The sequence below is a fragment of the Leisingera sp. SA215 genome, assembly GCF_055902035.1.
The window spans coordinates 74,538-99,705 of the sequence record NZ_JBVVXU010000002.1; the positions used below are offsets into that span (position 1 = coordinate 74,538).

The 25,168-nt window shown below is 63.3% G+C and carries 22 protein-coding genes and 1 tRNA gene; 16 read left to right on the top strand and 7 right to left on the bottom strand.

Annotated features, from left to right (window positions below; translation table 11 throughout):
• Positions 1–88 precede the first annotated feature (88 nt).
• From AC0KW6_RS04860 to rpmH, 5 genes are all read right to left on the bottom strand, one after another.
• Entirely contained in the window at positions 89–1,630 is a 1,542-nt protein-coding gene (locus tag AC0KW6_RS04860) for a putative bifunctional diguanylate cyclase/phosphodiesterase (RefSeq protein WP_323778342.1), read from the bottom strand.
• A 66-nt stretch (positions 1,631–1,696) separates the two neighbouring features.
• Entirely contained in the window at positions 1,697–2,584 is an 888-nt protein-coding gene (gene ttcA / locus AC0KW6_RS04865) for a tRNA 2-thiocytidine(32) synthetase TtcA (protein ID WP_323778340.1), read from the bottom strand.
• A gap of 55 nt (positions 2,585–2,639) precedes the next feature.
• Positions 2,640–2,870 (bottom strand): membrane protein insertion efficiency factor YidD, encoded by a 231-nt coding sequence (gene yidD, locus AC0KW6_RS04870; RefSeq protein WP_323778338.1) that lies wholly within the window; start codon positions 2,868–2,870, stop codon positions 2,640–2,642.
• A gap of 64 nt (positions 2,871–2,934) precedes the next feature.
• Positions 2,935–3,363 (bottom strand): ribonuclease P protein component, encoded by a 429-nt coding sequence (gene rnpA, locus AC0KW6_RS04875; protein ID WP_323778336.1) that lies wholly within the window; start codon positions 3,361–3,363, stop codon positions 2,935–2,937.
• A 23-nt stretch (positions 3,364–3,386) separates the two neighbouring features.
• Positions 3,387–3,521 (bottom strand): 50S ribosomal protein L34, encoded by a 135-nt coding sequence (gene rpmH / locus AC0KW6_RS04880; protein WP_008554144.1) that lies wholly within the window; start codon positions 3,519–3,521, stop codon positions 3,387–3,389.
• A gap of 375 nt (positions 3,522–3,896) precedes the next feature.
• On the opposite strand from rpmH, the gene AC0KW6_RS04885 reads away from it, so the two are divergent.
• The 4 genes from AC0KW6_RS04885 to AC0KW6_RS04900 all read left to right on the top strand — a co-directional run bounded on the left by AC0KW6_RS04885 (position 3,897) and on the right by AC0KW6_RS04900 (position 7,671).
• Entirely contained in the window at positions 3,897–4,673 is a 777-nt protein-coding gene (locus tag AC0KW6_RS04885) for a TVP38/TMEM64 family protein (RefSeq protein WP_323778326.1), read from the top strand.
• A 2-nt stretch (positions 4,674–4,675) separates the two neighbouring features.
• Positions 4,676–6,094, top strand: a complete 1,419-nt coding sequence (locus AC0KW6_RS04890; RefSeq protein ID WP_474034262.1) for a dihydrolipoyl dehydrogenase family protein — start codon at positions 4,676–4,678, stop codon at positions 6,092–6,094.
• A gap of 15 nt (positions 6,095–6,109) precedes the next feature.
• Complete coding sequence (locus tag AC0KW6_RS04895; protein WP_474034263.1) at positions 6,110–7,495, top strand: sensor histidine kinase; 1,386 nt, start codon at positions 6,110–6,112, stop codon at positions 7,493–7,495.
• Between the two features lie 99 nt (positions 7,496–7,594).
• Positions 7,595–7,671: transfer RNA gene (locus tag AC0KW6_RS04900), tRNA-Arg, on the top strand.
• A gap of 233 nt (positions 7,672–7,904) precedes the next feature.
• Here AC0KW6_RS04900 and hmpA read toward each other — a convergent pair.
• On the bottom strand, positions 7,905–9,095 hold the full coding sequence (gene hmpA, locus AC0KW6_RS04905) for an NO-inducible flavohemoprotein (RefSeq protein WP_474034264.1): 1,191 nt from the start codon (positions 9,093–9,095) through the stop codon (positions 7,905–7,907).
• 144 nt (positions 9,096–9,239) lie between these two features.
• Here hmpA and AC0KW6_RS04910 point away from each other — a divergent pair, with 144 nt between their 5' ends.
• Both AC0KW6_RS04910 and AC0KW6_RS04915 read left to right on the top strand, forming a co-directional pair.
• On the top strand, positions 9,240–9,677 hold the full coding sequence (locus AC0KW6_RS04910; protein ID WP_474034265.1) for an RrF2 family transcriptional regulator: 438 nt from the start codon (positions 9,240–9,242) through the stop codon (positions 9,675–9,677).
• A 415-nt stretch (positions 9,678–10,092) separates the two neighbouring features.
• Positions 10,093–11,205: an HPP family protein gene (locus tag AC0KW6_RS04915; protein ID WP_474034266.1), complete on the top strand. Its 1,113-nt coding sequence runs from the start codon at positions 10,093–10,095 to the stop codon at positions 11,203–11,205.
• A gap of 292 nt (positions 11,206–11,497) precedes the next feature.
• On the opposite strand, the gene AC0KW6_RS04920 is transcribed toward AC0KW6_RS04915, so the two are convergent.
• On the bottom strand, positions 11,498–11,914 hold the full coding sequence (locus tag AC0KW6_RS04920) for an RrF2 family transcriptional regulator (RefSeq protein WP_323778316.1): 417 nt from the start codon (positions 11,912–11,914) through the stop codon (positions 11,498–11,500).
• A 239-nt stretch (positions 11,915–12,153) separates the two neighbouring features.
• Here AC0KW6_RS04920 and AC0KW6_RS04925 point away from each other — a divergent pair, with 239 nt between their 5' ends.
• The 10 genes from AC0KW6_RS04925 (at position 12,154) to AC0KW6_RS04970 (ending at position 24,833) form a co-directional block, all read left to right on the top strand.
• Complete coding sequence (locus tag AC0KW6_RS04925; RefSeq protein WP_474034268.1) at positions 12,154–13,194, top strand: NAD(P)H-dependent flavin oxidoreductase; 1,041 nt, start codon at positions 12,154–12,156, stop codon at positions 13,192–13,194.
• Positions 13,191–13,892, top strand: a complete 702-nt coding sequence (locus tag AC0KW6_RS04930; RefSeq protein ID WP_474034269.1) for a 5-formyltetrahydrofolate cyclo-ligase — start codon at positions 13,191–13,193, stop codon at positions 13,890–13,892. The genes AC0KW6_RS04925 and AC0KW6_RS04930 overlap by 4 nt, the downstream gene beginning before the upstream one ends.
• A 234-nt stretch (positions 13,893–14,126) precedes the next feature.
• Positions 14,127–15,017: a LysR family transcriptional regulator gene (locus AC0KW6_RS04935; RefSeq protein ID WP_474034271.1), complete on the top strand. Its 891-nt coding sequence runs from the start codon at positions 14,127–14,129 to the stop codon at positions 15,015–15,017.
• An 86-nt stretch (positions 15,018–15,103) separates the two neighbouring features.
• Positions 15,104–15,580: a formate dehydrogenase subunit gamma gene (locus tag AC0KW6_RS04940; RefSeq protein ID WP_323778309.1), complete on the top strand. Its 477-nt coding sequence runs from the start codon at positions 15,104–15,106 to the stop codon at positions 15,578–15,580.
• Entirely contained in the window at positions 15,577–17,094 is a 1,518-nt protein-coding gene (locus AC0KW6_RS04945; RefSeq protein ID WP_474034272.1) for a formate dehydrogenase beta subunit, read from the top strand. Before AC0KW6_RS04940 ends, AC0KW6_RS04945 begins: the two co-directional genes overlap by 4 nt.
• Positions 17,091–19,988 carry a formate dehydrogenase subunit alpha gene (fdhF, locus tag AC0KW6_RS04950; protein WP_474034273.1) on the top strand — a complete coding sequence of 966 codons (2,898 nt, stop codon included), beginning with the start codon at positions 17,091–17,093 and terminating at the stop codon, positions 19,986–19,988. The genes AC0KW6_RS04945 and fdhF overlap by 4 nt, the downstream gene beginning before the upstream one ends.
• Before the next feature lie 4 nt (positions 19,989–19,992).
• Entirely contained in the window at positions 19,993–20,814 is an 822-nt protein-coding gene (fdhD, locus tag AC0KW6_RS04955) for a formate dehydrogenase accessory sulfurtransferase FdhD (protein ID WP_474034274.1), read from the top strand.
• Complete coding sequence (locus AC0KW6_RS04960) at positions 20,804–21,025, top strand: formate dehydrogenase subunit delta (protein ID WP_323783327.1); 222 nt, start codon at positions 20,804–20,806, stop codon at positions 21,023–21,025. The genes fdhD and AC0KW6_RS04960 overlap by 11 nt, the downstream gene beginning before the upstream one ends.
• A gap of 292 nt (positions 21,026–21,317) precedes the next feature.
• Positions 21,318–23,819: a cation:proton antiporter gene (locus AC0KW6_RS04965; RefSeq protein ID WP_323783330.1), complete on the top strand. Its 2,502-nt coding sequence runs from the start codon at positions 21,318–21,320 to the stop codon at positions 23,817–23,819.
• A gap of 561 nt (positions 23,820–24,380) precedes the next feature.
• Positions 24,381–24,833 carry a hypothetical protein gene (locus tag AC0KW6_RS04970; protein ID WP_323783332.1) on the top strand — a complete coding sequence of 151 codons (453 nt, stop codon included), beginning with the start codon at positions 24,381–24,383 and terminating at the stop codon, positions 24,831–24,833.
• Positions 24,834–25,168: the final 335 nt, after the last annotated feature.

The window sequence follows — 25,168 nt, forward strand, 5'->3', positions numbered from 1 at the left end:
GAGGTGGGCCGCAAAGGTCAAGCAGAATCGCGGCGCGCGGGGGCGGCATAGGGCCCTGCTGCTGCAGAAAATCGAAGGATTTGAACAATCAGGGGGTTTGGCGGCCGATCACGGGCGTGTCCTGCAGTTTGGCCTGATGGGCGGTGATCCAGTCCAGCGTCTGGTCGAACGGCATCGGGCGGCCGATGCCGAAGCCCTGCACATGGCCGCAGCCAAGCTGCGCCAGCAGCGCGTGTTCGCCCGCGGTTTCGACCCCTTCTGCAAGGGTTTCCAGGTCCAGGCGTTCAGCCATGGTGAGGATCGCGGAGATCAGTTTCTGCTGCTCAGGATCCTGATCCGACTTCATCACAAAGGAGCGGTCGATCTTGATGCGGGAAATATTGAAACGGCGCACCGCAGCGATGGAGGCATGGCCGGTGCCGAAATCATCGAGGTCGATGTGGCAGCCCATTTCGCTGAGAGCGAGGATGTTGCGGGTGATCACACCATCGGGCTGATCGGTCATCACGGTTTCCAGAATTTCCACGCAAAGGCGCTCCGGCGGCAGCTCGAACCGTTCAAGCTCCCATTGGATTCGGCCGGCAAGGCCGGGGTTGCGCAGCTCCTGGGTGGCAAAGTTCACCCCGACGCGGGGCACCTGCACGCCGGCCGCATCCCAGGCCTTGATGGCGACCAGGGAATTGTAAAGCATCACCTGGCTCAGCCGGTCCATCAGCCCGGCCTCTTCCAGCGCCGGCAGGAAGGCCGACGGCGGGATCAGCCCCTGCACCGGGTGCGACCAGCGGGCCAGCGCCTCGAACCCGGAAACCCGGCCGGTGTCGGTGCAGATCTGCGGCTGGAACCAGGCCTGAATCTGACCGGATTCCAGCGCCGAAGCGGCTTCTTCGCGCAGGTTGGAGCGGGTCCCGATGCGCTTGGACATATCCACCGAAAAGGCGCGGATGCCGCCGGGGCCGTTGCTTTGCGCCTCGGCCAGGGCGGTCACGGCGGCGCCGGTCCAGTCGGAACCGGTCTTTCCCGGGGCCCGGGTGCGCTGGCAGAAGCCGATGGAGGAGCTGACGTAGATGCTGGTGCCGTCCAGCGGCACAGGTTCCTCGGCGGCGGTCTGCATCCGGCCGGCCAGCTGGATGCAGAGTTCCAGGTCCAGTTGCAGGGTCGGGGCCAGGCAGATGGCAAACCGGCTGTCGCCGATCCGGGCAATGGTATCGTGCTGCCGCAGGACAGAGGCAATCTGCGCGCCGCAGTGCCGGACGATACGGTCGCCGGCCTCAAGGCCGTGGCGGTCCGCCAGTTCCTTGTAGTCATCGAGCTCCAGGACGAAGACGGCAGAGCGCAGATCGGTGTCCGCGCAGTCCTCGTAGATGCGGGCGGTCTCATGCTCGAACCCGTCGCGCAGCAGCATGCCGGTGACACTGTCGCGCGCCATGCCGCCGCCTTGTTTGGTGAAACCGCCGGCAACGGCAATCAGCACCGGCAGGCCAAGCGCCATCGATAGCAGCGCGGTTTCGCCGCCAAGCCAGAAGGCGGCCAGGGTCAGGGCAGGCAGGATAGCGAGCGCAGGAGGCCCGAAAAGTGCCGGAGCAAGGATTTTCCGGAGCCGTCCCAGGAGACCTGATCCCGTGTTTGTCATTCTCAGACCTTTCGTCTGCAGCCAGTCATTCCGGCATGAGATTAAGGTGCTGATCTAACCCGGGAGTTAACGCAACTCGGGAATTTCCGTTAATTCCGGTCGGGAATCCGGGTTCTTCAGTTCCAAACCTGTAAAATCGAACAGTTTCGGGTCCAGCAAGTGCGAGGGCCGGGCATTCATCAGCGCCCGGAACATCACCTGGCGGCGGCCCGGGCTGTTTGATTCCCACTGATCCAGGATCTGTTTCACCTGCTGGCGCTGCAACCCGTCCTGACTGCCGCAGAGATCGCAGGGGATGATCGGATAATTCATCGCGCGGGCGAATTTTTCGCAGTCGGCCTCGGCCACATGGGCCAGCGGGCGGAACAGGAACAGGTCGCCTTCTTCGTTGACCAGCTTGGGCGGCATGGTCGCCAGGCGGCCGCCGTGAAACAGGTTCATAAAGAAGGTTTCCAGGATGTCGTCGCGGTGATGGCCCAGCACCACGGCCGAACAGCCCTCCTCGCGCGCGATGCGGTAGAGGTTGCCGCGGCGCAGGCGCGAACAAAGCGCGCAATAGGTGCGCCCGGCGGGCACCTTGTCGACGACGATGCTGTAGGTGTCCTGATATTCGATCCGGTGCGGCACACCCATCTTTTCCAGGAACTCCGGCAGCACGGTGGCGGGGAAGCCCGGCTGGCCCTGATCCAGATTGCAGGCCAGAAGATCCACCGGCAGAAGGCCGCGCCATTTCAGCTCATACAGAACCGCCAGCAGGGTATAGCTGTCCTTGCCGCCGGACAGGCAGACCAGCCATTTCGGGGTGCTGCCGTCTGTGCGGCGCTCCACCATGCCGTATTGGTCGATGGCCTCGCGCGCATAGCGCACGATGCGTTTGCGGAGTTTCTTGAACTCGGTGGTCGAGGGGGCGCCGGCAAACAGCGGATGGATTTCGTCCAGGTCATCATCAAGCATGGGCGCGCCCTAGCCGAGGAATTGCGTTTTGCCAAGGAAAAAAGGTGTCCCGGCATCAGTCCTTGCTGCCGGGGACCGGGTCATAGCCGTCGCCGCCGAAGGGATGGCAGCGCCCGATCCGGCGGGCGGTCAGCCAGGCGCCGCGGATGGCGCCGTGTTTTTCCAGGGCTTCCAAAGCATAGGCAGAACAGGTGGGCTGATAGCGGCAGTTGAAGCCGACCCAGGGGCTGAACAGCAGCCTGTAGGCATGCACGGGGATTGCAAAGAAGCGGGCCAGCAGGGTCATCGTGCAAAGATAGAGGCAGGGCGGCGGTTGCGCAATGCGGACAGAGGCCGCGTGACGCAATGCCTTATGTGCCGTGGACCTTTCTCAGGGCGTAGATCAGGTCGCGCTTCAGATCCTCGAAGGGGCGCTGGGCGGTCTCCATTGCGCGGCCGATCAGTACATAATCCCAACCGGCGCGGCCATGGCTGGGCAGCACCATCCGCGCGGCTTCGCGCAGGCGGCGCTTGGCGCGGTTGCGGGCCACTGCATTGCCGACCTTTTTGGAGCAGGTGAAGCCGACGCGGATACCATCAGCGTCGCGGCGGTCGCGGCCCTGCAGCATCATTGCCTTGGTGCCCTGCTTGCGCGCGGGCGGGCGGGCGCAGGCCAGGAAGTCGCGGCGCTTGGCCATGACTTCGATCTGCGGCGCAGTACCAGATGCACAAACGGACACCGCCGGAGACTGATCCCCGCGGGCAGCTTGGCCATCCTTGGGGGTCTCCGGCGGTGTCATGTCCGTCGATGCGGGAACTGAGCTTATGCGCTCAGTTCTTTACGACCGCGTGCGCGGCGTGCATTCAGGATCTTGCGGCCTGCCTTGGTGGCCATGCGCGCACGGAAGCCGTGGCGGCGTTTGCGAACCAGGTTCGAAGGCTGATAGGTGCGTTTCATCGCTCCGGTCTCCACATTGTATCTTCGGGCAGGGCGCGGAATCGCCTTCCCGGGGGTCTATCTCGAAGCCCGGTCTTTAGGAGGGAACGGCGGGTAAGTCAAACCCTGCGAGGTGAGAAAACACCTTTTGGGGTAAGAAAACGCCGGTACGCATGGCGGTGCGGGACCCGGGCGTGCAACATTTCTGCCAAAAACCGCGCCAGGACCGCCTCCGGGCAGGGCGGAAGTAACATAGGGGCGGTGATTCTGCCACAAACCTCACGAATCCGGGGGGAGATGATCAAGCCGCCGTGAGACAGGGCTGCCCGGCCTCGCGCCCGGGCCATTTAACACGTAGCAAAAAGGCATTGTTACAGAGACGGACGTAGGAGCGACATGAGCGAGACACCCAAAACCGATTCCCGGCCGAAGGACCAGCCGGGCGCCAAGCCAGGCCTGGCCCGTCACCTGCCGCTGATTGCCGTGGCGGCGGTGGCGCTGATCGGGGCGGTGACGCTGCAAGACCACCTGAGCTTTGACACGCTGCGCGAGAACCGCGAGGCGCTGATGGCGTTCCGCGACCGGAATTATCCGGGTCTCGTGGCGCTGTTCATGGGCCTTTATATTGCGATCGTGCTGTTTTCGCTGCCAGGAGCTGCGGTGGCGTCGGTCACCGGCGGGTTCCTGTTCGGGCTGGTGGCGGGCACCGCGGTCAACGTGATCTCGGCCACCATAGGTGCTGCGGGCATCTTTCTGGCGGCGCGCTGGGGGCTGGGGGCAATGCTGACCGCCAAGATGGAAGCGGCAGAAGGCCGGGTGCAGATGCTGAAACAGGCGCTGCGCGAGAATGAGGTGGAGGTGCTGCTGCTGCTGCGACTGGTGCCGGCGGTGCCGTTTTTCGTGGCCAACCTGCTGCCTGCGCTGGTGGGGGTGAAGTTCCGCAATTTCCTGTGGACCACGGCGGCGGGGATCATTCCGGGCGCCATCGTCTTTACCTGGATCGGGGTCGGTGTGGGGGCGGTGTTCGACCGCGGCGGCGAGCCGGATCTGAGCCTGTTGTGGGAGCCGCATGTAATCGGGCCGATCCTGGGGCTCTGCGTGCTGGCGGCAATGCCGATCCTGGTCAAATCCGTCCGCGGCACCCTGCGCGGCAAAAACAGCAAGGATACCTGAACATGAGCCGCATTGAATGTGATCTACTGGTGATCGGCGCCGGGTCGGGCGGGCTGTCAGTGGCCGCCGGTGCCAGCCAGATGGGGGCATCGGTTGTTCTGCTGGAAGGCCACAAGATGGGCGGCGACTGCCTGAACTACGGCTGTGTGCCTTCCAAGGCGCTGCTGGCCAGCGGCAAGGCAGCGCACAGGCAGGCGCATACCCAAGTCTTTGGGGTGGCGGATCAGCGCCCGCAGCCGGATTATGCCGCGGTCAAGGATCATGTGCAGGCGGTGATCGGCACCATTGCCCCGGCCGACAGCCAGGAACGGTTCGAGCGCCTTGGCGTGCGGGTGATCCGCGAGTTCGGCCGTTTCGTCTCTCCGGCGGAAGTCGAAGCAGGTCCGCACCGGATTACGGCGCGGCGGGTGGTGATTGCCACCGGATCATCGCCGCTGGTGCCGCCGATCCCGGGGCTGGACAAGGTGCCTTTTGAAACAAACGAGACCCTGTTTGACCTGCGCGAGGCGCCGGAGCATCTGCTGATCATCGGCGGCGGCCCGATCGGCATGGAAATGGCGCAGGCGCATGTCCGCCTTGGCTGCAAGGTCACCGTGATCGAAGGGCTGAAGGCGCTGGGCAAGGATGACCCGGAAGCGGCGGCGCTGGTGCTGAATCGTTTGCGCGCTGAAGGGGTCGGGATCGCGGAGGGCGCCATGGTCTCGCGCATCGGCGGCCAGGCCGGCGCGATTGAGGTGGAGACCAGGGACGGCAGCCTGTTCAGGGGCACGCATCTGCTGATGGCGGTGGGACGCAAGGCCAATACGGAGCGGCTGAACCTGCAGGCGGCCGGGATTGAAGCCCGGGCCAACGGTATCAAGGTGGACGGCAGTCTGCGGACCACCAACAAGCGGGTCTATGCCATCGGCGACGTGGCCGGCGGGCTGCAGTTCACCCATGTGGCGGGCTATCAGGCAAGTATTATCATCCGATCTGCCCTGTTCGGCCTGCCGTCGAAGGCCAAGACCAGCCACATCCCCTGGGCCACCTACACCGACCCGGAACTGGCGCAGGCCGGGCTGACCGAAACGCAGGCGCGGGACATTTACGGCGTCAAGCTGGAGGTCGCCCGGTTTGACTACAGCCACAACGACCGCGCCATTGCCGAGCGCAAAGCCGAGGGCTTCATCAAGGTGATGGTTTTCAAGGGCCGTCCGGTGGGGGCCACCATCGCGGGCCATCAGGCGGGCGAACTGATCAGCCTGTGGTCGCTTGCACTGGCCAACCGCCTGAAAATGAGCCAGATTGCAGCCATGGTTGCGCCTTACCCCTCCATCAGTGAGGTTAACAAACGGGTGGCAGGGGCCTATTTCACCCCGCGGCTGTTTGAGAGTAGTCTTGTGAAACGCGCAGTGCGATTGGTTCAGCGCTGGATTCCTTGAGGCAAAGGCAGCGCAATGCTCAACACGCTTTCGGGCAGATTTCTGATCCTGACCACGGTCTTTGTGATGCTGGCCGAGATCCTGATCTTTGTGCCGTCGATTGCGCGGTTCCGCGCGGATTATCTGGCCGACCGGCTGCAGCGGGCGCAGATCGCATCGCTGGCACTGCTGGCCGATGATATGCTGGAGACGGAGCTGGAAGCGGAGCTGCTGGAGAACGCGGGCGTTTTCAACGTGGTGCTGCGCCGCGACGAGATCCGCCAGCTGATGCTGGCCTCGCCGATCCCGCAGCCGATCACCGGGACTTATGATTTGCGTGAGGCCGGGGCGATGACCTTGATCCGCGATGCAATGCTGCGCATGGCCCGTCCCGGAAATGAAATCATCCGGGTGATCGGTGCGCCGGTGCGCGATGCCGGGATCCTGATCGAGGTCACCATGGAAACCGCGCCGCTGCGCGCGGCAATGATCGATTACGGGGTGCGGATCCTGGCTCTGTCGGCGGTGATTTCGGTTTTCACGGCGCTGTTGCTGTTTGTCGCGGTGCGGATTGTGCTGGTGAAGCCGATCAAGGGGGTGGTCGGCTATATGCAGCGCTATGCGGCGGCGCCGGAAGATGCCCGCGGCATCATCCACCCGAGTTCCAGAGTGGTGGAGCTGCGCGAGGCGGAAGAGGCGCTGATGCAGCTGCAAACCGAGCTGACCCACGCGCTGAAACAGCGCGAGCGGCTGGCGCAGCTGGGCGGTGCTGTGGCCAAGGTGAGCCATGATCTGCGCAACATCCTGACCTCGGCGCAGCTGTTCACCGACCGGATCGAGATGAGCGAGGATCCCCTGGTGCGCCGCCTGGCGCCGAAGCTGGTGAATTCGATCACCCGTGCGGTGTCCCTGTGCGAGGGCACCCTGGCGTTCGGGCGCGCGGAAGAGCCATCGCCCACTTTTGCAGTGGTCTGCCTGCATGAGATCACAGCGGATATTGCCGAAAGCGAGCTGCTGGCAGCGGACAGCGGGTTGGTCGGGATCGTCAATGCCGTGCCCAAAGCAATGATGCTGCGCGCCGATTCTGAACAGCTGTTCCGGATCGTGATGAACCTGGTGCGCAACGCCCGGCAGGCGATCATCGCCACTGGCAAGCCGGGGCAGATCACGGTTGATGCGCGCGAGGAAGAGGACGCCTGGTACATTACCGTTGCCGACACCGGACCGGGATTGCCGAAAAGGGCGCAGGACAATCTGTTCACTCCGTTCCAGGGCGGCGCCCGCAAGGGCGGCACCGGGCTGGGCCTGGCCATTGCGGGCGAACTGGCCCGCGGCCATGGCGGATCGGTTGTGCTGAAGGAAACCAGCCCCGGCGGCACAGTGTTCGAGATCTGCCTGCCCAAGGGCGACGGCACGATCTGACACCTGCAGCCGGGCGGGCGGGAATATGCCGGCCGCGCGAAACAAATTTGGCTTTTGGGGTTGCGCCTGTGCGGTGCTATGATTAAACCCCGCCGCAGTGGACCGATAGCTCAGCTGGATAGAGTACTTGACTACGAATCAAGGGGTCGGGGGTTCGAATCCTCCTCGGTCCGCCACTAATCTTCGCACAAGCCTCTGATTATCCAGCCATTTTCAATGGGCTGGTGTCGAGTGTTTCAATTGCGCCGGTTGGCAGCCGCCCGCCGCCTGGGCCGCTGCCACCCGCAAAGCTGATGCGGCCGGCCTTACCCTCACAGGGATTGCGGCAATGGGGTTGCGGCAATCGTGTTTTACCCTGGACGGCTGCCCGGTCCGGAAGACCGCGCGCTCGCGCGCGGTTCCGTTGCTGCTACGCAGCGTCGAATTCCTGGGCCGGCCCGAAGAATTCGTAGAAGATGCGATCCTCGTCAACTCCAGCTGATTTGAGGCCATTCACGGCCATCGCCATAAAACCCTTGGGTCCGCATATGTAGTATTCAGCCTGATTAGTGTTGGTGTTCCGGGCAAGCCACTCTGGCGTGATACGGCCTTCCACGTCGAAGTTCGCGGCTGCCCGGTCTTCGGAACTGGGGTTCTCGAAAAAGGTGACGCACCGGCGGGACAAGGACTGGGCGATATCCGGCATGACGTGATGCCTGCCACTGTGTGTGGCATGGAGGTAGGTCGCAGCGCGGTTGTTTGCAGCCATGAGTTCGAGCATGGAAATCATCGGCGTCAGGCCGACACCGGCCGACAGCAGCACAACCTCGGTCTCCTGTCCGCTCTTCAGGAAAAACTCGCCGGCCGGAGCCGCCGCGTTGAGCACGGTGCCTTCGGCCGCCTGTTCATGCAGCCAGGTGCTTGCCAGGCCGCCTGGCTCGCGCTTTACCGTGATCCGGTAGAAGTCATTCGATGGACCGGAGGAAATCGAATAGTTGCGGCGCAGCTTGCCGGTTCCGGGCAGATCAAGATCGAAGGAAAGATACTGACCCGGCTTGTGCTTCAGCACGTGCTTGCCGTCGACGGGTTTCAGGATGAATGACATGACGTCTGCACTCTCCTGGATCCGTCTGTCGATCCGGAATTCCCGCCAGCCCCGCCAGCCGCCCCGGGCCGCTGCGGTCTCCTGGTACAGCTGCTCTTCGCGGCCGATCAGGATATCGGCCAGGAACCAATAGGCTTCGCCCCAGGCGCGGATCACCTCCTCGGTCGCCGCCTCTTTGAGAACCGCCTTGATTGCGGCCAGAAGGGCGCTGGCAACATGATCGTAATGACGGGGTTCGATTTGCAGGCCGACATGCTTGTTTGCAATACGTTCCACCGCTGCGGCCATCACCGGGAGGTTTTCGATGTTCTGGGCGTAGGCCAGAATCGCGTTGGTCAAAGCTGCGTGCTGCGGGGAGTCGCCATTCTGATGCGACTGGTTGAACAATGTGCGGATTTCCGGGTCGGCCAGCAGCCTGTCGTACATCTCTGCTACAATCTCGCGCCCATGCTGCGCCAGCGCCGGAACAGTCGCCTTTACGGTGTCGATGGTGATTTGGCTGAGTGGCTGTGCCATTGCACGCTCCTGATTTGTCCGTTGGCAGACCCGCGGCCTGCATCGTGGGGTTTCCGCCTGAATCATTCAGGCTGGTTGCATGTATGATTGGAGGATTGAAATATGCAACCCAAATGAATATTAAAAACGCGATCGGAGCCCCGGATGAAGCTGAACCTGACAACGGATTACGCCTTGAGAATTCTTATTTTCCTGGCGTCCAAACCCGAAGAGCTGCACTCGATTGAGACATTGAGCCGCATCTACCGTCTGCCGCACAGTTCGTTGATGAAGATCGTCAGCGAGCTGGTCCGGCAAGGCTACGTCATGAGCATTCGCGGCCGGTACGGCGGCATCAAACTCGGACAGGCGGCAAGCGAAATCAATGTGGGGCAAGTCGTTCGGGTCATGGAAGAAAGCTTTGAAGTTGCCAATTGCGGCGAATGCCTGATCCAGCCTCAATGCGGGCTCCGAGGGGTCTTTGCCGACGCGGTCAATGCGTTTCTGTGCGTCCTCGACCGCAGCACCGTCGCCGATCTGATCAGCAATAAGGAAGACCTGATTCCATTGCTGACTTTGCCAGAGGCGCCAGAACATCCGTAACCTGCCTGGTGAGCCGGCAGGGAAACCCGGGCTGGGTACGGGCAGCGGTCAGGGTCCTGGCAGTGTTTTCTTTGAATTTGCCACAGCTCGGTGCGCTTGCAAGGACCTGCCTATGCTGTGCGGGAGACAGGCTGAAAATTGCGAAGCCGGTCCCGTTCGGCCCGCCAACCGCATGCCGCATCCGGTCTTTAACTGGAAAACAAGGACGAAACGCGGCTTAGCATGCCGTCTTCCTGGCTAGGGTTCCGGATTTCCGGGGCAGCCGGCAATGGCGTCAGGGCTGCAGCATCGCTGGCAGAACATCTGTGTGCCGCACCGGCCGCCGCTGCAGCGTTGCCGGGCAAAAAATGTTTTCATAATGACTGTTTTATGTGCAGGTTGCCGGCGGGTGATTCATTTCCGGGCAGGCGGGACCATGCAGCTGAAGTCAAATCTCTTGCGTCATCTTTCTCCGGCACTGCCGCCAGCACATTTGCGGGAAACCCTGCGCGCGGCGGCGGGCGCTGCGGCCGGGATGGGTGTTTGCGCGATGTTCGCGTTTGCCTGGCCGGAGATCGCAGGCGTTCCAATGAGCCTGCTCGCCCCTCTGGGCGCCTCGGCAGTCCTGATCTATGCCGTTCCGAACTCCCCGCTGGCGCAGCCCTGGTCGGCGATCTGCGGCAATGTTATTTCCGCCGTGGCGGCGGTTGCGGTCCTGCAAGCTGTGCCGGTGCCCTGGGGACCGGTCTTGGCTGTGGCCGCAGCGATCTTTGCAATGATAATCGCGCGGGCCCTGCATCCCCCTGGCGGGGCAATTGCCTTGCTGGCGGCACTGGACCCGGTGCCGGTCCTTGAGGCGGGATTTGCCTTTGCGATTGTGCCAGTTGGGCTTCTGACGGCTGCTTTGGTCCTGACAGGCGTGCTGTATAACCGGGCCACAGGCCGAAAATACCCGTTCCGCCAATCCGTGGAGGCGCCTGTGCAGCCGGAAGAGATCCGCCTGGGTCTCAGCAATGACGAGCTGGAAGAGTTGCTGGAGCGTTTCAATCAATCCACCAACATCGGCGTAGCCGATCTGGGGCGGCTGCTTGCCGCCGCGGAGGAGGAGGCCGCGCAGCACCGGTTTGATGGTGTTACCTGCGGCAGCATCATGACGCAGAACCTGATCACTGTGACGCCCGATGCACCAGTGGCGCAGATTGCACAGTTGTTCCGCCGCCATTCCATCAAGAGTCTTCCGGTTGTGGACGGCAACAAGAAATTCGTCGGACTGATCCTGCAAAGCGATCTGATCGATGCGCTGATACGGGAGGGCAGCCGAAAGTTCCGCCCCGTACGCCAGGGCAAACTGACGGCGAAGCATGTGATGCAGCCGCCTGCCGGCAGTGTCCCGCATGACCTTCCGGTCGGCACTCTCCTGAACCGGCTTGCGCAGCATGGGGTGCAAACCGTGCCGGTAACAAATGATGGCGGCCTGGCAGGCATTCTCACGCGCAGTGACATTATCGGTCTGCTTCTGCGAGGCGCGCAAAACCGGTTGGCTGCCTGAAGATGAAGCCCGTTAGGGGCGCGCGGAACAGGCCGCCTCGTCCGGGTTTGCTTATCTGGCTGGCTTGGGCAGCGGTCAGAAACGCGATTGCTGCCACCAGAGCGCCACCCCGTTTGGCGCCCCCTTGGGTTTGAGCATCAGCTTCTGCAAGCTGTTCAGGCCGTGGATGGACCTGGCCATATCCCGAACAAGGGTGGCCTGAGGCGGTATGGATTTCCAACGGATCTGTCACCGGCGGCCTGCAGGCCAGTGAGGACAAGGGCGCGCATTTCCGGTGCGAGCCGGAGCCGTCTCAAGCTGCGGTTTGAGCCGGTAATGCAATATCTGCAAGTGTTGTCCGGTTCAGATCATCTAGGAAAATCGCCTCCGCCTGACGCAGGCGGGCCTTGAGACGGCAGCGGCCGTCAATCGTGCAATCGCCCCCGCCGTCGCCAAAGCATTCGACCAGCGCCTGTCCTTGCTCCAGCAGCGTCACGACATCACCAAGGCGGATATTTTCCGCAGGCATCCGCAAAAAGGCACCGCCACCGGCGCCACGCCGGGTCTCAACGAGTCCGGCACGCGCCAGCCGCTGCATGATCTTCGTCAGATGGTTCCGGGACAGGCGGAACTCAGCGGCCAGTTCGGCTGTCGAGAACCCTTGCCCCGGCTGGCTTGCCATCCTCATCAGCATTCGAAGGCCGTAATCGGTGAAAGATGTAAGACGCATGCAGCTCCCTTTCAGCATAAATAGGTATTTACTGTACCAATTCCGGCGCGTAGCTTCAAAGTCAAAGCAAGCCGGTCAGGCCGGTGCAGCCACAGCATTCGTAAATGCTGTGCACCCGCATGCCGCGGACCTTGCCGGCACACCTGCGGCGCTGACTGCTGCGCAGGGAAAAGATGGAGTGGAACGGCTTAGCCCGGGCGCCATATTCACGGTATGACAACAAGGGGAGTGGAGTTGAAATGAGCGGCCAAAAAGGCAACAACCTTCAGCACACCCCTCTTTGCGGTCTGCTGGGATGCGATTATCCGGTGCTTTTAGCGGGCATGGGCGGCGTGTCCCGCTGGGAACTGGCGGCAGCCGTCGCCAACGCCGGCGGCTTTGGCATGCTGGGGATGGTGCGCGAAAGCCCGGCGCTGATCACCGAAGAGGTCACCCGGCTCAGGGCTGCCACAGACCGCCCCTTTGCGGTGAATGTCATCCCTGCGGCGACCGAGCCCGCCCTGCTTGACGCGCAACTCGGCTGCTGCCTGGACCTTGGGGTTCCTGCGTTTACCTTCTTCTGGGATGTTGTACCCGAGGCCGTTGCCCGGGTGAAGGCGGCAGGCCGCCTTGTCCTGCACCAGGTTGGCACGGTTGAGGCTGCGCGCGCCGCCGAAGCCGCCGGCGCGGATGTGATTATCGCACAGGGCATCGAGGCGGGCGGCCACGTCCATGGCCGCCGCCCGCTCCGCGGCCTTACCGAAGCAATCCTGGAAACCGTGTCCGTACCGGTTGTTGCCTCAGGGGGCCTCTCCACCGGCGCAGACCTGGCCCGGTTTCTGTCAATGGGCGCCGCCGGGATCCAGTGCGGCACTGCCTTCCTTGCAACCGAAGAAGCCTTTGCCCACCCTTACCACAAGGAACGAGTTGCGGCCGCCACCGGCGCGGACACTGTCCTGACCGATGTCTTCGTGCTGAACTGGCCGGCAGGCGCGGCGGTGCGGGTGCTGGAGAACAGCGTGACCAAGGCGCTCGGCGGCAGTTATCTGGGCCACGATCCGGACGCGCTCCCGCGGGAGGCAATCGCCTGGGACGGCGCCCAGCCGCGGCTGCGGTTCAGCACGGATTCCCCTCTGCGGACCACCACCGGCGACCTTGAGGCAATGGCCCTGTTTGCAGGCCAGGGTGCGGGTGCCATCCGCGGGGTCGTGCCGGCTGCCGAGCGTATCGCGGACATCGTTGCCGGGGCTGAGCGCGTCCTGGGCCGGCCGTTGCCGCCCCGCCAAGGAGCAGTCCAATGAGCCGCAAGTCTGATACCCCGCCTGAACAGAAAGGCTATGCCTCATCGCCCTGCATGGCGGCGGAAACCGGCCTTTACGGCTCGCAGCCCTCCGCCCCGCAGGAGGGCGCGGAGGTTGCCCGCTGGCGGAAGTCCGAACGGAGCCGGCTGCGGGCAGACCGGCTTGCCATGACGGTTGCGGCCCGCCAGGCGGCGGGCGCTGCACTGTCCGGTCATTTGCGGCAGCTGCTCCGGACCCGGTTCGGTGGGGCAGGCGGGCGTGTCATCTCGTTTTACTGGCCGATCAAGGGCGAACCCGACCTGCGCCCGCTGATGGCGGAGTTGCACGCCGAGGGCGCCGCCATTGCCCTGCCCATCGTCGAAACCAAGGCTGCGCCGCTGGTGTTCCGGCTGTGGACACCGGAAACGCAGCTGGTGCGGGGCGATTGGAACATTCCGGTTCCGCCGCCCGGATCCCCCATGCTGTCTCCGGAAATCACCCTGGCGCCGCTGGTGGGCTGGGCCTCTGGCGGTTTCAGGCTGGGCTATGGCGGCGGATATTTTGACCGGACCCTCGCGGCAGTATCGCCGCGCCCCTTTACTATCGGCATCGGCCTGGATAGCGCGCGGCTTCCTACAATTTTCCCGCAACCGCATGACATTCCCTTGGATTCCATTCTCACCGAAGCTGGAGAAAGGTTCGCCAAACCAGGGTCGTAGTGAACATCTGCGGATGACGTGGCGCGGGGTGGCTGGCCGGGTTCTGACCCCGCGGGTTTCCCGCTTGGGTGTTTCATTGGCGCCAGCCGATGCTGCGCGCTACGCCCGGGAAACCTGTGCGAAGCCAGCCACGCGCCGCAAAGGCAGCCGTGCAAGCCGGTTTCCAGTGCAGTCAAACTGCAACCATTCCGGTAGATGTATTGAAATACCCAACATTGATAGAAAAATTCCATCATGCTCGATAAACTTGAGATGTACATCGCGGTCGCCAGAGAAGAACATTTCGGGCGCGCCGCAGCGGCGCTTGGCATTACCCAGCCAACGCTGTCAGCGGGCGTCAAACAATTGGAAGAGCAGCTGGGTGTGCAGCTGATTTTCCGCGGATCACGCTATGGCGGGCTCACTCCAGAGGGGCAAAGCGCGCTGATCTGGGCCAGGAAAATCGTCGGGGATTCGCGGCAGCTGAAGGAGGAGATGCGCTTTTCCCGGCATGGCCTGACCGGCCAGCTGCGCATCGCCGTGATTCCGACGGCGCTGACCTGGGCGGCGAAACTGACAGCCCGGTTCAGTGAAAAACACCCCAATGTGCGGTTCACGATTCTATCGCGCACCTCGGCTGAGATTCTCTCGATGATCGAGAATTTCTCGGTCGACGCAGGTATTTCCTATCTCGACAATGAACCCATGGGCAAGGTCAGCTCGGTGCCGTTGTACCGGGAGCATTATATGCTGGTGTGCCATCGCGCTTCACCTTTCGCGGACCGCAAGACGGTTGGCTGGGCGGAACTGTACGGGCAGAAACTGTGCCTGCTGACGCCGGATATGCAGAACCGCCGGATCATCGACAAGAATTTTCGAGAATCAGGTGTGAGCCCGGAAGCCTGGATCGAGTCGAATTCGACCATTGTTCTTACCGTGAATGTGGAGGACGGCGGCTGGATGACCGTGCTTCCATCGGATATGGCCCGGTCTCTGGCAGCGGGAAAACCGCTGAAAATCATTCCCATGGAGGCGGCCGAAGTCGTTCACACGGTCGGGCTGGTTGCCCCGTACAGGGAGCCTCATACCCCTGTATTAAAGGCACTTCTGACCGAAGCGCGGCGGATGTCGAAGGCCGATCAATAGAAACTCCCTATCGCTCAACGAAATAGCGATATTGATGTAACTATACACGTTCTGGTTTTTCTCAGGCAAATTGCCGGAGGCCAGCTATGCACCCTGAAACGCCAGCGCCGTCCGATCAGGACTTGCGCGCAATCATCTCGGACCATCTGCACCTTGAAGGGCCGCTATTGCCCATTCTGCACGCATTGCAGGAAGCGTGTGGCAGCATTCCCCAGGAGGCCACGCCGCTGATTGCGGATGCGCTGAATATATCCAAGGCGGAAGTGCATGGGGTGATAAGTTTTTATCACGACTTCCGCGAGGTGCCTGCAGGCCGCCATGTGGTGAAGATTTGCCGCGCTGAGGCCTGCCAGGCGGTGGGGGGCAATGCGCTGGCTGAGGCCGCGCGCGCCCGTTTGGGTGTCGAATGGCACGGCACAACCGCAAATGGCGCGGTCACCCTTGAGCCGGTCTACTGCCTGGGGCTGTGCGCCTGCGGCCCGGCCGCAATGGTGGACGGCAAGGTTCACGGCCGCGTGGACGAAGCGCGGATGGCGAACCTGCTGGCGGAGGCCGGGGCATGAAGATCTACGTTCCCATGGACAGCGCCGCCAAGGCGCTGGGCGCCGATGACGTGGCCGCTGCGATCATTGCCGAGGCCGCCAGCCGCGGGCTGGAAATCGAACTGATCCGGAACGGCACCCGCGGCATGATCTGGCTGGAGCCCTTGGTGGAGATTGACCGCGGCGCAGGCCGCGAGGGCTATGGCCCGGTAACACCCGCCGATGTGCCCGCGCTGCTGGACGGCACGCTGAAGGGCCTGGGCAAGGTTGAGGAGATCCCGTTTTTCGCCAGGCAGACCCGGCTCACCTTTGCCCGCTGCGGCGTGACTGATCCGCTGGACCTGGAGGACTATCAGGCACATGGCGGTCTGGCCGGGCTGCGCCGGGCAGCGGGTCTGAAGGCTGCGGAGATTGTTGAAGAGGTCACCCAATCCGGCCTGCGCGGCCGCGGCGGGGCGGGGTTCCCGACCGGGATCAAGTGGAACACGGTGCGGCAGGCCGAAGCGGATCAGAAATACATCGTCTGCAACGCCGACGAGGGCGACAGCGGCACTTTTGCCGATCGCATGATCATGGAAGGCGACCCCTTCTGCCTGATCGAGGGGATGGCGATTGCCGGCCTCGGCGTTGGCGCGACCAAGGGCTATGTCTATCTGCGGTCGGAATATCCCGATGCCATCCGTGTGATGCAGGAGGCCGTCCGCATCGCCCGTGCAAACGGCGTTCTGGGCGCCGATGTTTTGGGGTCGGGCCGGGCCTTTGATATGGAAATCCGCAGCGGTGCGGGCGCCTATGTCTGCGGCGAGGAAACCTCGCTTCTGAACAGTCTTGAGGGCAAGCGCGGCGTGGTGCGGGCCAAACCGCCGCTGCCCGCATTGGAAGGCTTCCTGGGCAAGCCCACCGTGGTCAATAACGTCATCAGCCTCGCCACCGTGCCGGTGATCTTTGAAAAAGGCGCGCAGCATTATGCCGACTTCGGTCTGGGCCGGTCCCGCGGCACCATTCCGGTGCAGATTGCCGGCAACGTGAAGCACGGCGGGCTGTTCGAGACTGGCTTTGGGATGCCGCTGGGCGAGCTGGTGCTGGACATCGCCGGCGGCACTGCCTCCGGCCGGCCGGTGAAGGCGGTGCAGGTCGGCGGCCCGCTGGGCGCCTATATGCCTCTCGAAAAATTCGACACCCCCTTCGGCTATGAGGAGTTCGACGGCGCAGGCGGGCTGATCGGCCATGCCGGCATCGTGGTGTTCGACGACAGTGCCGACATGCTGCAGATGGCACGGTTTGCGATGGAATTCTGCGCCGTGGAAAGCTGCGGCAAATGCACCCCCTGCCGGATCGGCGCGGTGCGCGGTGTGGAAACCATCGACCGCATCGCCGCCGGCGACCCCGGCGCCATCCCGCTGCTGACCGACCTGTGCGAGACGATGACGGACGGTTCGCTTTGCGCTCTGGGCGGGTTCACCCCTTACCCGGTGATGTCCGCACTCACCCATTTCCCCGACGATTTCGCCACCGCCAAGGAGGCCGCAGAATGAAAGACCTGATTATCCCCTGGGACAATGACCGCGACATGGGCACCCCCGCGCGCGAGGGCGCCCCGGTTTCACTGACCATCGACGGCTTTGACATTACCGTGCCCGAGGGCACCTCGGTTATGCGGGCCGCTGCCGAGGCGGGATTCCAGATCCCCAAGCTGTGCGCCACTGACAGTCTTGAGGCCTTCGGATCCTGCCGCCTGTGCGTGGTCGAGATCGACGGCCGCCGGGGCACCCCTGCCTCCTGCACGACGCCGGTGGCGCCGGGCATGGTGGTGCGCACCCAGTCGGAGAAAGTGAAGAAGATCCGCAAGGGCGTGATGGAGCTCTATATCTCCGATCATCCGCTGGACTGCCTGACCTGTGCGGCCAACGGCGATTGCGAGCTGCAGGACATGGCTGGCGCCACCGGCCTGCGCGATGTGCGGTATCAGCCGCCGGCGGCCGGCGGCATGACCAATCATTTCGAGGCGCGCCAGAACGGCGAGGCTAACCCGCAGTACATCCCCAAGGACGACAGCAACCCTTACTTCAGCTACGACCCTTCGAAATGCATCGTCTGCAACCGCTGTGTGCGCGCCTGCGAAGAGGTGCAGGGCACCTTTGCCCTGACCATCGAAGGCCGCGGGTTTGACAGCCGGGTCAGCGCCGGCACCGGCGCGGATGATTTTCTGGCCTCCGACTGCGTCAGCTGCGGCGCCTGCGTGCAGGCCTGCCCGACCGCAACCCTGCAGGAGAAATCGGTGATCGAGCTCGGCACGCCTGAGCGTTCCGTCATCACCACCTGCGCCTATTGCGGCGTCGGCTGCTCCTTCAAGGCCGAACTGAACGGCGACGAGCTGGTGCGCATGGTGCCCTACAAGCACGGCAAGGCCAACCGCGGCCATTCCTGCGTCAAAGGGCGCTTTGCCTATGGCTATGCCAAGCACAAGGACCGTATCCTGAACCCGATGATCCGCGACAGCATCGACGAGCCCTGGCGCGAGGTCTCCTGGGAGGACGCGCTGAGCTTCGCCGCCAACCGGATGCGCGGGCTGCAGGAAAAGCACGGCAAGAAGTCGATCGGCGTGATTACCTCCAGCCGCTGCACCAATGAGGAGACATTCCTGGTGCAGAAACTGGCCCGCGGGGTGTTTGGCAACAACAACACCGACACCTGCGCCCGGGTCTGCCATTCGCCCACCGGTTACGGCCTTGGCCAGACCTTCGGCACCTCGGCCGGCACCCAGGATTTCGACTCGGTCGAGCATACTGATGTGGTGATCGTGATCGGCGCCAACCCGACCGACGGCCACCCGGTTTTTGCCAGCCGCCTGAAAAAGCGCCTGCGCGCCGGTGCCGAGCTGATCGTGATCGACCCGCGCCGCACCAATCTGGTGAAATCGCCGCATATCCAGGCGGCACAGCACCTTGCCCTGCGGCCCGGCACCAATGTTGCCGTGGTGACGGCACTGGCGCATGTGATCGTGACCGAGGGGCTGATGGACGAAGCCTTCATCCGCGAGCGCTGCGACTGGGATGAATTCCAGGTCTATGCCGAGTTCGTCTCCGACCCGCGCCACAGCCCGGAGGCAACGGAATTGCTGACCGGTGTTCCGTCGGCAGAGCTGCGCGCCGCGGCCCGGCTGTTTGCCACCGGCGGAAACGGGGCGATCTACTATGGCCTTGGCGTCACCGAGCACAGCCAGGGCTCGACCACAGTAATGGGCATCGCCAATCTTGCGATGCTCACCGGCAATATCGGCCGCAAGGGCGTGGGGGTGAACCCGCTGCGCGGCCAGAACAATGTGCAGGGCTCCTGCGACATGGGATCGTTCCCGCACGAGCTGCCGGGCTATCGCCATGTGAAAGGCCCCGAGGTACGCGCTGTTTTTGAGGAAGCCTGGGGCGTCGAGATCGACCCCGAACCCGGCCTGCGTATTCCCAACATGCTGGATGCCGCCGTTGCCGGCAGCTTCAAGGGGCTTTACTGCCAGGGCGAGGATATCCTGCAATCCGACCCGGACACCAAACATGTGGCAGCGGGGCTTGCGGCGATGGAATGCGTCATCGTGCATGACCTGTTCCTGAACGAGACCGCGAATTATGCGCATGTGTTCCTGCCCGGCTCCACTTTCCTGGAGAAGGACGGCACCTTCACCAACGCCGAGCGCCGCATCAACCGCGTGCGCAAGGTGATGGCGCCGATGAACGGCTATGCTGATTGGGAAGTGACCCAGTTGCTGGCCAACGCGATGGGTGCGGGCTGGACCTACACTCACCCGTCACAGATCATGGATGAGATCGCCGCGACCACGCCCTCCTTTGCTGGTGTCGATTACGCGCTGCTGGAGGAGAAGGGTTCGGTCCAATGGCCCTGCAATGAGGCGCATCCCGAAGGCACGCCGCTGATGCATGTGGACGGCTTCGTCCGTGGCAAGGGCCGGTTCATCGTCACCGAATATGTGGCGACAGACGAAAAATCCGGTCCCCGCTTCCCGCTGCTGCTGACCACCGGCCGGATCCTCAGCCAGTACAACGTGGGCGCCCAGACCCGGCGCACCGACAACGTGGTGTGGCACGATCAGGACGTGCTGGAAATCCATCCGCACGATGCCGAGGTGCGGGGGGTGAAACAGGGCGGCTGGATCAAACTGGCCTCGCGCTCGGGCGAGACCACCCTGCGGGCCGAGCTGACCGACCGCGTCAGCCCCGGCGTGGTCTACACCACCTTCCACCACCCGGACACGCAAGCCAACGTGATTACCACCGACTTCTCGGACTGGGCCACCAACTGCCCGGAATACAAGGTGACGGCGGTGCAGGTGAGCCTGTCGAACGGGCCGACAGGCTGGCAGGAGGATTACACGGCCCAGGCCCAGCGGTCGCGCCGCATCCTGCCTGCGGCGGAGTAGAAAAATGGCGCTCTGCCCAAGCCAAAGCCTGCCTGGCCTGTCCGTCCGGTGCGACGGGCAGCGCCCGGTGCTGCGCAACCTGCCTGAGGAGCTGCCGGTTGCCATGGTCTTCGAAGGCAGCACCCAGGGTGTGATGATGGCGACGCCTCAGGATATCGAGGATTTCGCCGTGGGCTTTGCCCTCAGCGAGGGCTATGTCCGGCATTTGGGTGAAATTTCAGAGTTCGAAACCGCCGAGCATGGCGGCGGCATCGAGGCCCGTTTCTGGCTGCCGCCGGAGCGTGCCGCAGCGCTGAAGGCACGGCGCCGGGCGATGATGGGGCCGGTGGGCTGCGGGCTTTGCGGTATCGACAGCCTGGACCAGGCGCTGCGCCCGCTGCCGGTGCTGCCTTTGGGCGGTGCGGTATTTGCAGCCGCCGAAGTTGCCCGGGCGGCTGATGCGCTGCGCAGCCACCAGCCCCTGCACGACCAGACTCATGCCACCCATGCGGCGGGCTTCCTGTTGCCGGGGCAGGGCATTGTCCTCGCCCGGGAGGATGTCGGACGCCACAACGCCCTGGATAAGCTGATCGGTGCGCTTGCCCGTGCTGGGATGGACCCGGCATCCGGCGCCATGGTGCTGACCAGCCGGGTGTCGGTTGAAATGGTGCAGAAAACCGTGATGGCCGGCGCCCGCAGCCTGATTGCTGTTTCCGCCCCCACCGCCCATGCGCTGCGCCTGGCCCAGGGCGCAAATCTTACACTCGCCGCCTTTGCCCGCGGCGGCGGCTTTGACCTTTATTCCTGCCCTGAGCGGATCAAAAACGGAGAGAAACATGTCGCCTGAGAAAATGGTGATGATGGCCAACCAGATTGCCACCTTCTTTAAGACCCAGCCTGGCGGCGGCCAGGCCGAAAATGTGGCTGCCCACATCAATGATTTCTGGGAACCGCGGATGCGCAGCCAGCTGATCAGCCATGCCGCAAAGGGGGAAACGGGATTGGACCCGCTGGTGCAAACGGCATTGCCTGCGGTCCGCGCACCCGCTGATGGATAGCTTGCCCGGCCGGCCATTCGGGAGCGCTTTTCCCGCCGTCACCGGAGCGGGGCTGTAAAATTGCAGCACCTCTTAAAAGTCGCTGCGCGCCGGGAGGGCTTTGTGCCGGTGCAATGCGGGGCCATCTTGGCGGATGTGATTGGAGAGGGGCTGTGCGGCCACGCCCCCGGGGGCTTGCGTGGCGCCTCTGCTGGCCTCAGCGCAGGGCGGCCCCGTTTGCCCCGATGAAATTGACGAGCTTAGCCTGCTAAGAGCGGTTTCTGATTCCGCAGTTTTCAGATAATCCAATTTCATGGATATCGTTATTATTTCTGCGGTGATTGCATCGCTCTTTCTTGTGATCGGTGCCGCAGAGCCGCTGGCGGCGCGCCTGCGTCTGCCCTTCAGCGTAATCCTAGCCGTGTTGGGTATCCTCATCGGATCGGGCGCGATCTTTTTCCTTCGCACCGAACTGACCGATGCGCTCAACCCGGTGGCGGAGGCTATCCTTGGCCTGCCGATCAGATCGAACGTCTTTCTCTACATATTCCTGCCGACGCTGCTGTTTCAGGCAACGCTGGGGATGAATCTGCGCCGGATGCTGGACGATTGGGTTCCGATCATGGTTCTGGCGGTCGTGGCAGTTGTCGTTGCGACCCTCGGTGTTGGATATGCGCTGTCCTGGACAAGTGCGCTGCCCTTGGCCGCCTGCCTGCTGGTCGGTGCAATTGTTTCGACAACCGACCCCTCGGCAGTGGTTTCGATCTTCCGGTCGATCTCGGCCCCCCGCCGCCTGTCCCGGATCATCGAAGGTGAAAGCCTGTTGAACGACGCCGCAGCCATCGCACTGTTCGGACTGTTCATGGGCTTTGTGATGCTGGGGGTGCCGGACCCGGACCTGGGCGAGGCCCTGGCACAGTTTCCTGTTCTGATCCTTGGCGGTGCGCTGACCGGCTGGCTGGCAGCGCGCATCGCGATCTGGATGATGGCGCTGTTCAGCGCCCATGAGCTGGCAGTGATCTCGGTCTCCGCCGCGCTGCCCTACCTCGCCTATATCGGATCGGAACAGATTGTCGGCGCGTCGGGGGTGATCGCTGTTGTTGCCGCAGGCCTGACACTTAACCTGGCCGGGCCGGGGCGCCTGCCGCCCCAGGCGTGGACCAGCCTGGGCGAGGTTTGGGGGTTGCTGGCTCATTGGGCCGGGGCACTGATCTTCATCCTAACGGCATTGCTGATCCCCCGGCTGCTGGAAGCGGTTCAGCTCTACGATTTTGTCCTGATCGGTGTTGTAATCCTCGCGGCGATTGCGGCGCGTGCGGTCATCCTGTTCGGGCTGCTGCCCTTGCTGACGCTGATCAAGGTGTCGCCCGCTGTCGAACCGGCTTACCGGACCGCGATCCTGTGGGGCGGGCTGCGTGGGGCTGTCACCCTTGCACTGGCGCTTGCCGTCACCGAAAGCCTGCTCGTCCCTGTCGAGGTCAAGCGTCTGGTCGGTATCCTTGCAACAGGTTTCACCCTGTTCACGCTGCTGGTGCAGGGCACGACGCTGCGGACCGTCATCCGCAGGCTGGGGCTTGACCGCCTGTCACCAATTGACGAGGTGATGTCGCGGCAAGTGGTTGCCGTCGCCCTGCAGACCGTCCGGGAGGATGTGGCGCGGACAACCGAAGATTACGCTCTGCCCCGCGATGTTGTGCGCTCCGAGGCAAAGCTGTTCGGCGAACGGCTGGACGAAGCTGTGAAAGCCACCGAAGAAAGCGAGGAAATTCTTAAACGCGACCGGATCACCCTGGGGCTGATCGCGCTTGCCGGTTTCGAACGGGACACGATTATCCAGCGCGTCCGCGAACGCACGATCTCGGCCCGCATGGCGGAAAAGACCTTGCTGGATGCTGACAGGTTGATCGAAGGCGCGCGCGCAAAGGGGCGCAACGGCTATCAGCAGGCCGCGCGCAGGTCGGTCGCCTATGGCCGCGCCTTCAGGCTGGCAGGGCTGCTTCACGCCAAGCTGGGGCTGTCGGCCCCGCTCGTGCGCCTGACGGCAGACCGGTTCGAGCTGCTGCTGTCGCAACGGCTGACCCTGCGCGATCTCGATGCCTTCATCGAAGGGCGCATCCGCCGTATCCATAGGCGGCGGGTTGCAGACCTTTTGCTCGAAATGCTCGCGCGGCGGATCGAAATGGTGGAGACGGCGCTGGATGGTCTTCGGCTGCAATACCCCGGCTATGCCGAGAAACTGGAACGGCGCTTCATCCGCCGCACCGCCCTTCGGCTTGAGGAGCGGGAATACACTGCCATGCGCGAGGACGGCTTGATCGGTGCGGAAGTCCACACAAACCTGATGCAGGACCTGATGGCGCGCCGCGCCCAGGAGGAAGAGCGCCCGCCGCTCGATATTGCCGTGCAGCGCCTCGAACTCGTGCGGCAGTTTCCCCTGTTTGCAGATATGGACGACAGGACAATCCGGCAACTGGGACGCGCATTGAAAACCCGGTATGCCAATGCCGGCAGCATCGTCTTGCGCAAGGACGGCACTGTGAAAAATGTGTTCTTCATTGCCTCCGGTGCGGTGGAGCTGGAAACAGCCGGTCAGACTTGGCGGCTGGGCCGGGGCGAAATGTTCGGGCAGGTGGCCATCCTGTCGAAGAACGCCCGCAGTGCCGAAGCCCGCGCGATCGCTCCGACGACGCTTCTTGTGCTGGACGTTGCACGGTTCCGGTCTCTGTTGAAAAGAAGCACCGCCTTGCAGGATGCGGTGCGGGCGAGTGCCGAACAGCGTGGCCTGAACCCGGAAGCGCTTCTTGCAAAAAACTGACGTTCCGGATCGAGGTATCCGCTGCGCTTCTGGCAATTTGAATGCCGGTTGTTTCAGCGATAGGCCGGTCAGATGCATTCCCTGAGGTGTTGACCCAGCAGTTTCACGCAATGCATCCTGGTTTCGGCGGCGGCCGCCTAATAGAGACCGCTGCGCTGCGCGCTGTTTTGACGGAGACGTCCGGCACCAAGCTGCTTGGCGAGATGTTCGGGTACGTCACGGACCGCCTGTTGGGGCGCGCACGATGATGTGTTCGCAACCCAGCAGGCGGTATTGCCTGCGAGAGGGGTCATCTGCAGCACGCCCGGAATGGACCGCTTTAGCCAGTACCGCCTGGTTCACGAAATCCGGTGCCGCGCTTATAATTCCGGGACTGATTGACGAATGCTTTCCCCGGTCATAGATTTCCACCCATGATGGAACATGCAGATCTGTTGCGATTTCTACTGCTGAACCGCCCGCTTCCCCGGGCGGACTAGGCGCGACGGCGCCTGCCATATCCCCCGGGGCCTTCTCATTACTCTGATACGCAAGCGGGGCGCTTTCGCCCGAGGAGAAGCCATGTTCGATCCGTTTCAAACCGCACAAACCAGAGGTCCTGACCAGGCCGTATTCAGGGGATTGCGCAGCACACCGATCGCATTGCCGGAAGCCGATCACCGGAAGCTGCAAGAGCATCTCGACGATTGCGCGGCCGCAGTGCAGCCGCAGACGACCCTGCTGTCCTATGTGCTGGCAAACAAACTGATGAACGCCCGGCCGATGGCCGATGTGCATTGCAGTGATTTGGCGGTGGGTGGAAGCCATGTCACATATACGGTTGATGGCGAAGCACCACAGACCGGGTTGCTGGTTCATCATGCGGGACCGGAGCCGATCCGCGGCGTGATCCCCGTTGCCTCGCTTCTAGGAGCGACATTGATAGGCATGCGGGTGGGCCAACGTGCGCCGTTGTTGTGCGAGGACGGGTCCATCAGCAAACTGATTGTGAGCGGAGTCAAGCTTGCGATCTAGGCCCTGCGAACGTCACGCAAGGCCGCAAGAGGAGACGCCCCATGCCCAACTCCCCCCGCATCGGAAGGCCCGCCAGCCGCATCCCGAACACCGGGATCAGCGTGGATGAATTTCCACATTCTGAAGGGCTTGCGGATGGCATGCTGAGAGTTCCGCCGGACCGCTTGTGCGAAGGGGCGGGCTTTCATGGGGTGCAGGCGGAAATCACCGGCGGATGCCGGCGGCGACCAGCCGGCCGCAGCCTGGGGATCAATGGCACATGACGGTTTCAATCGCGGATCCGCCAATCCTGGGCCGGGCGTGCAGGGGGGCGCGAACCCGATAACACTTGTGCC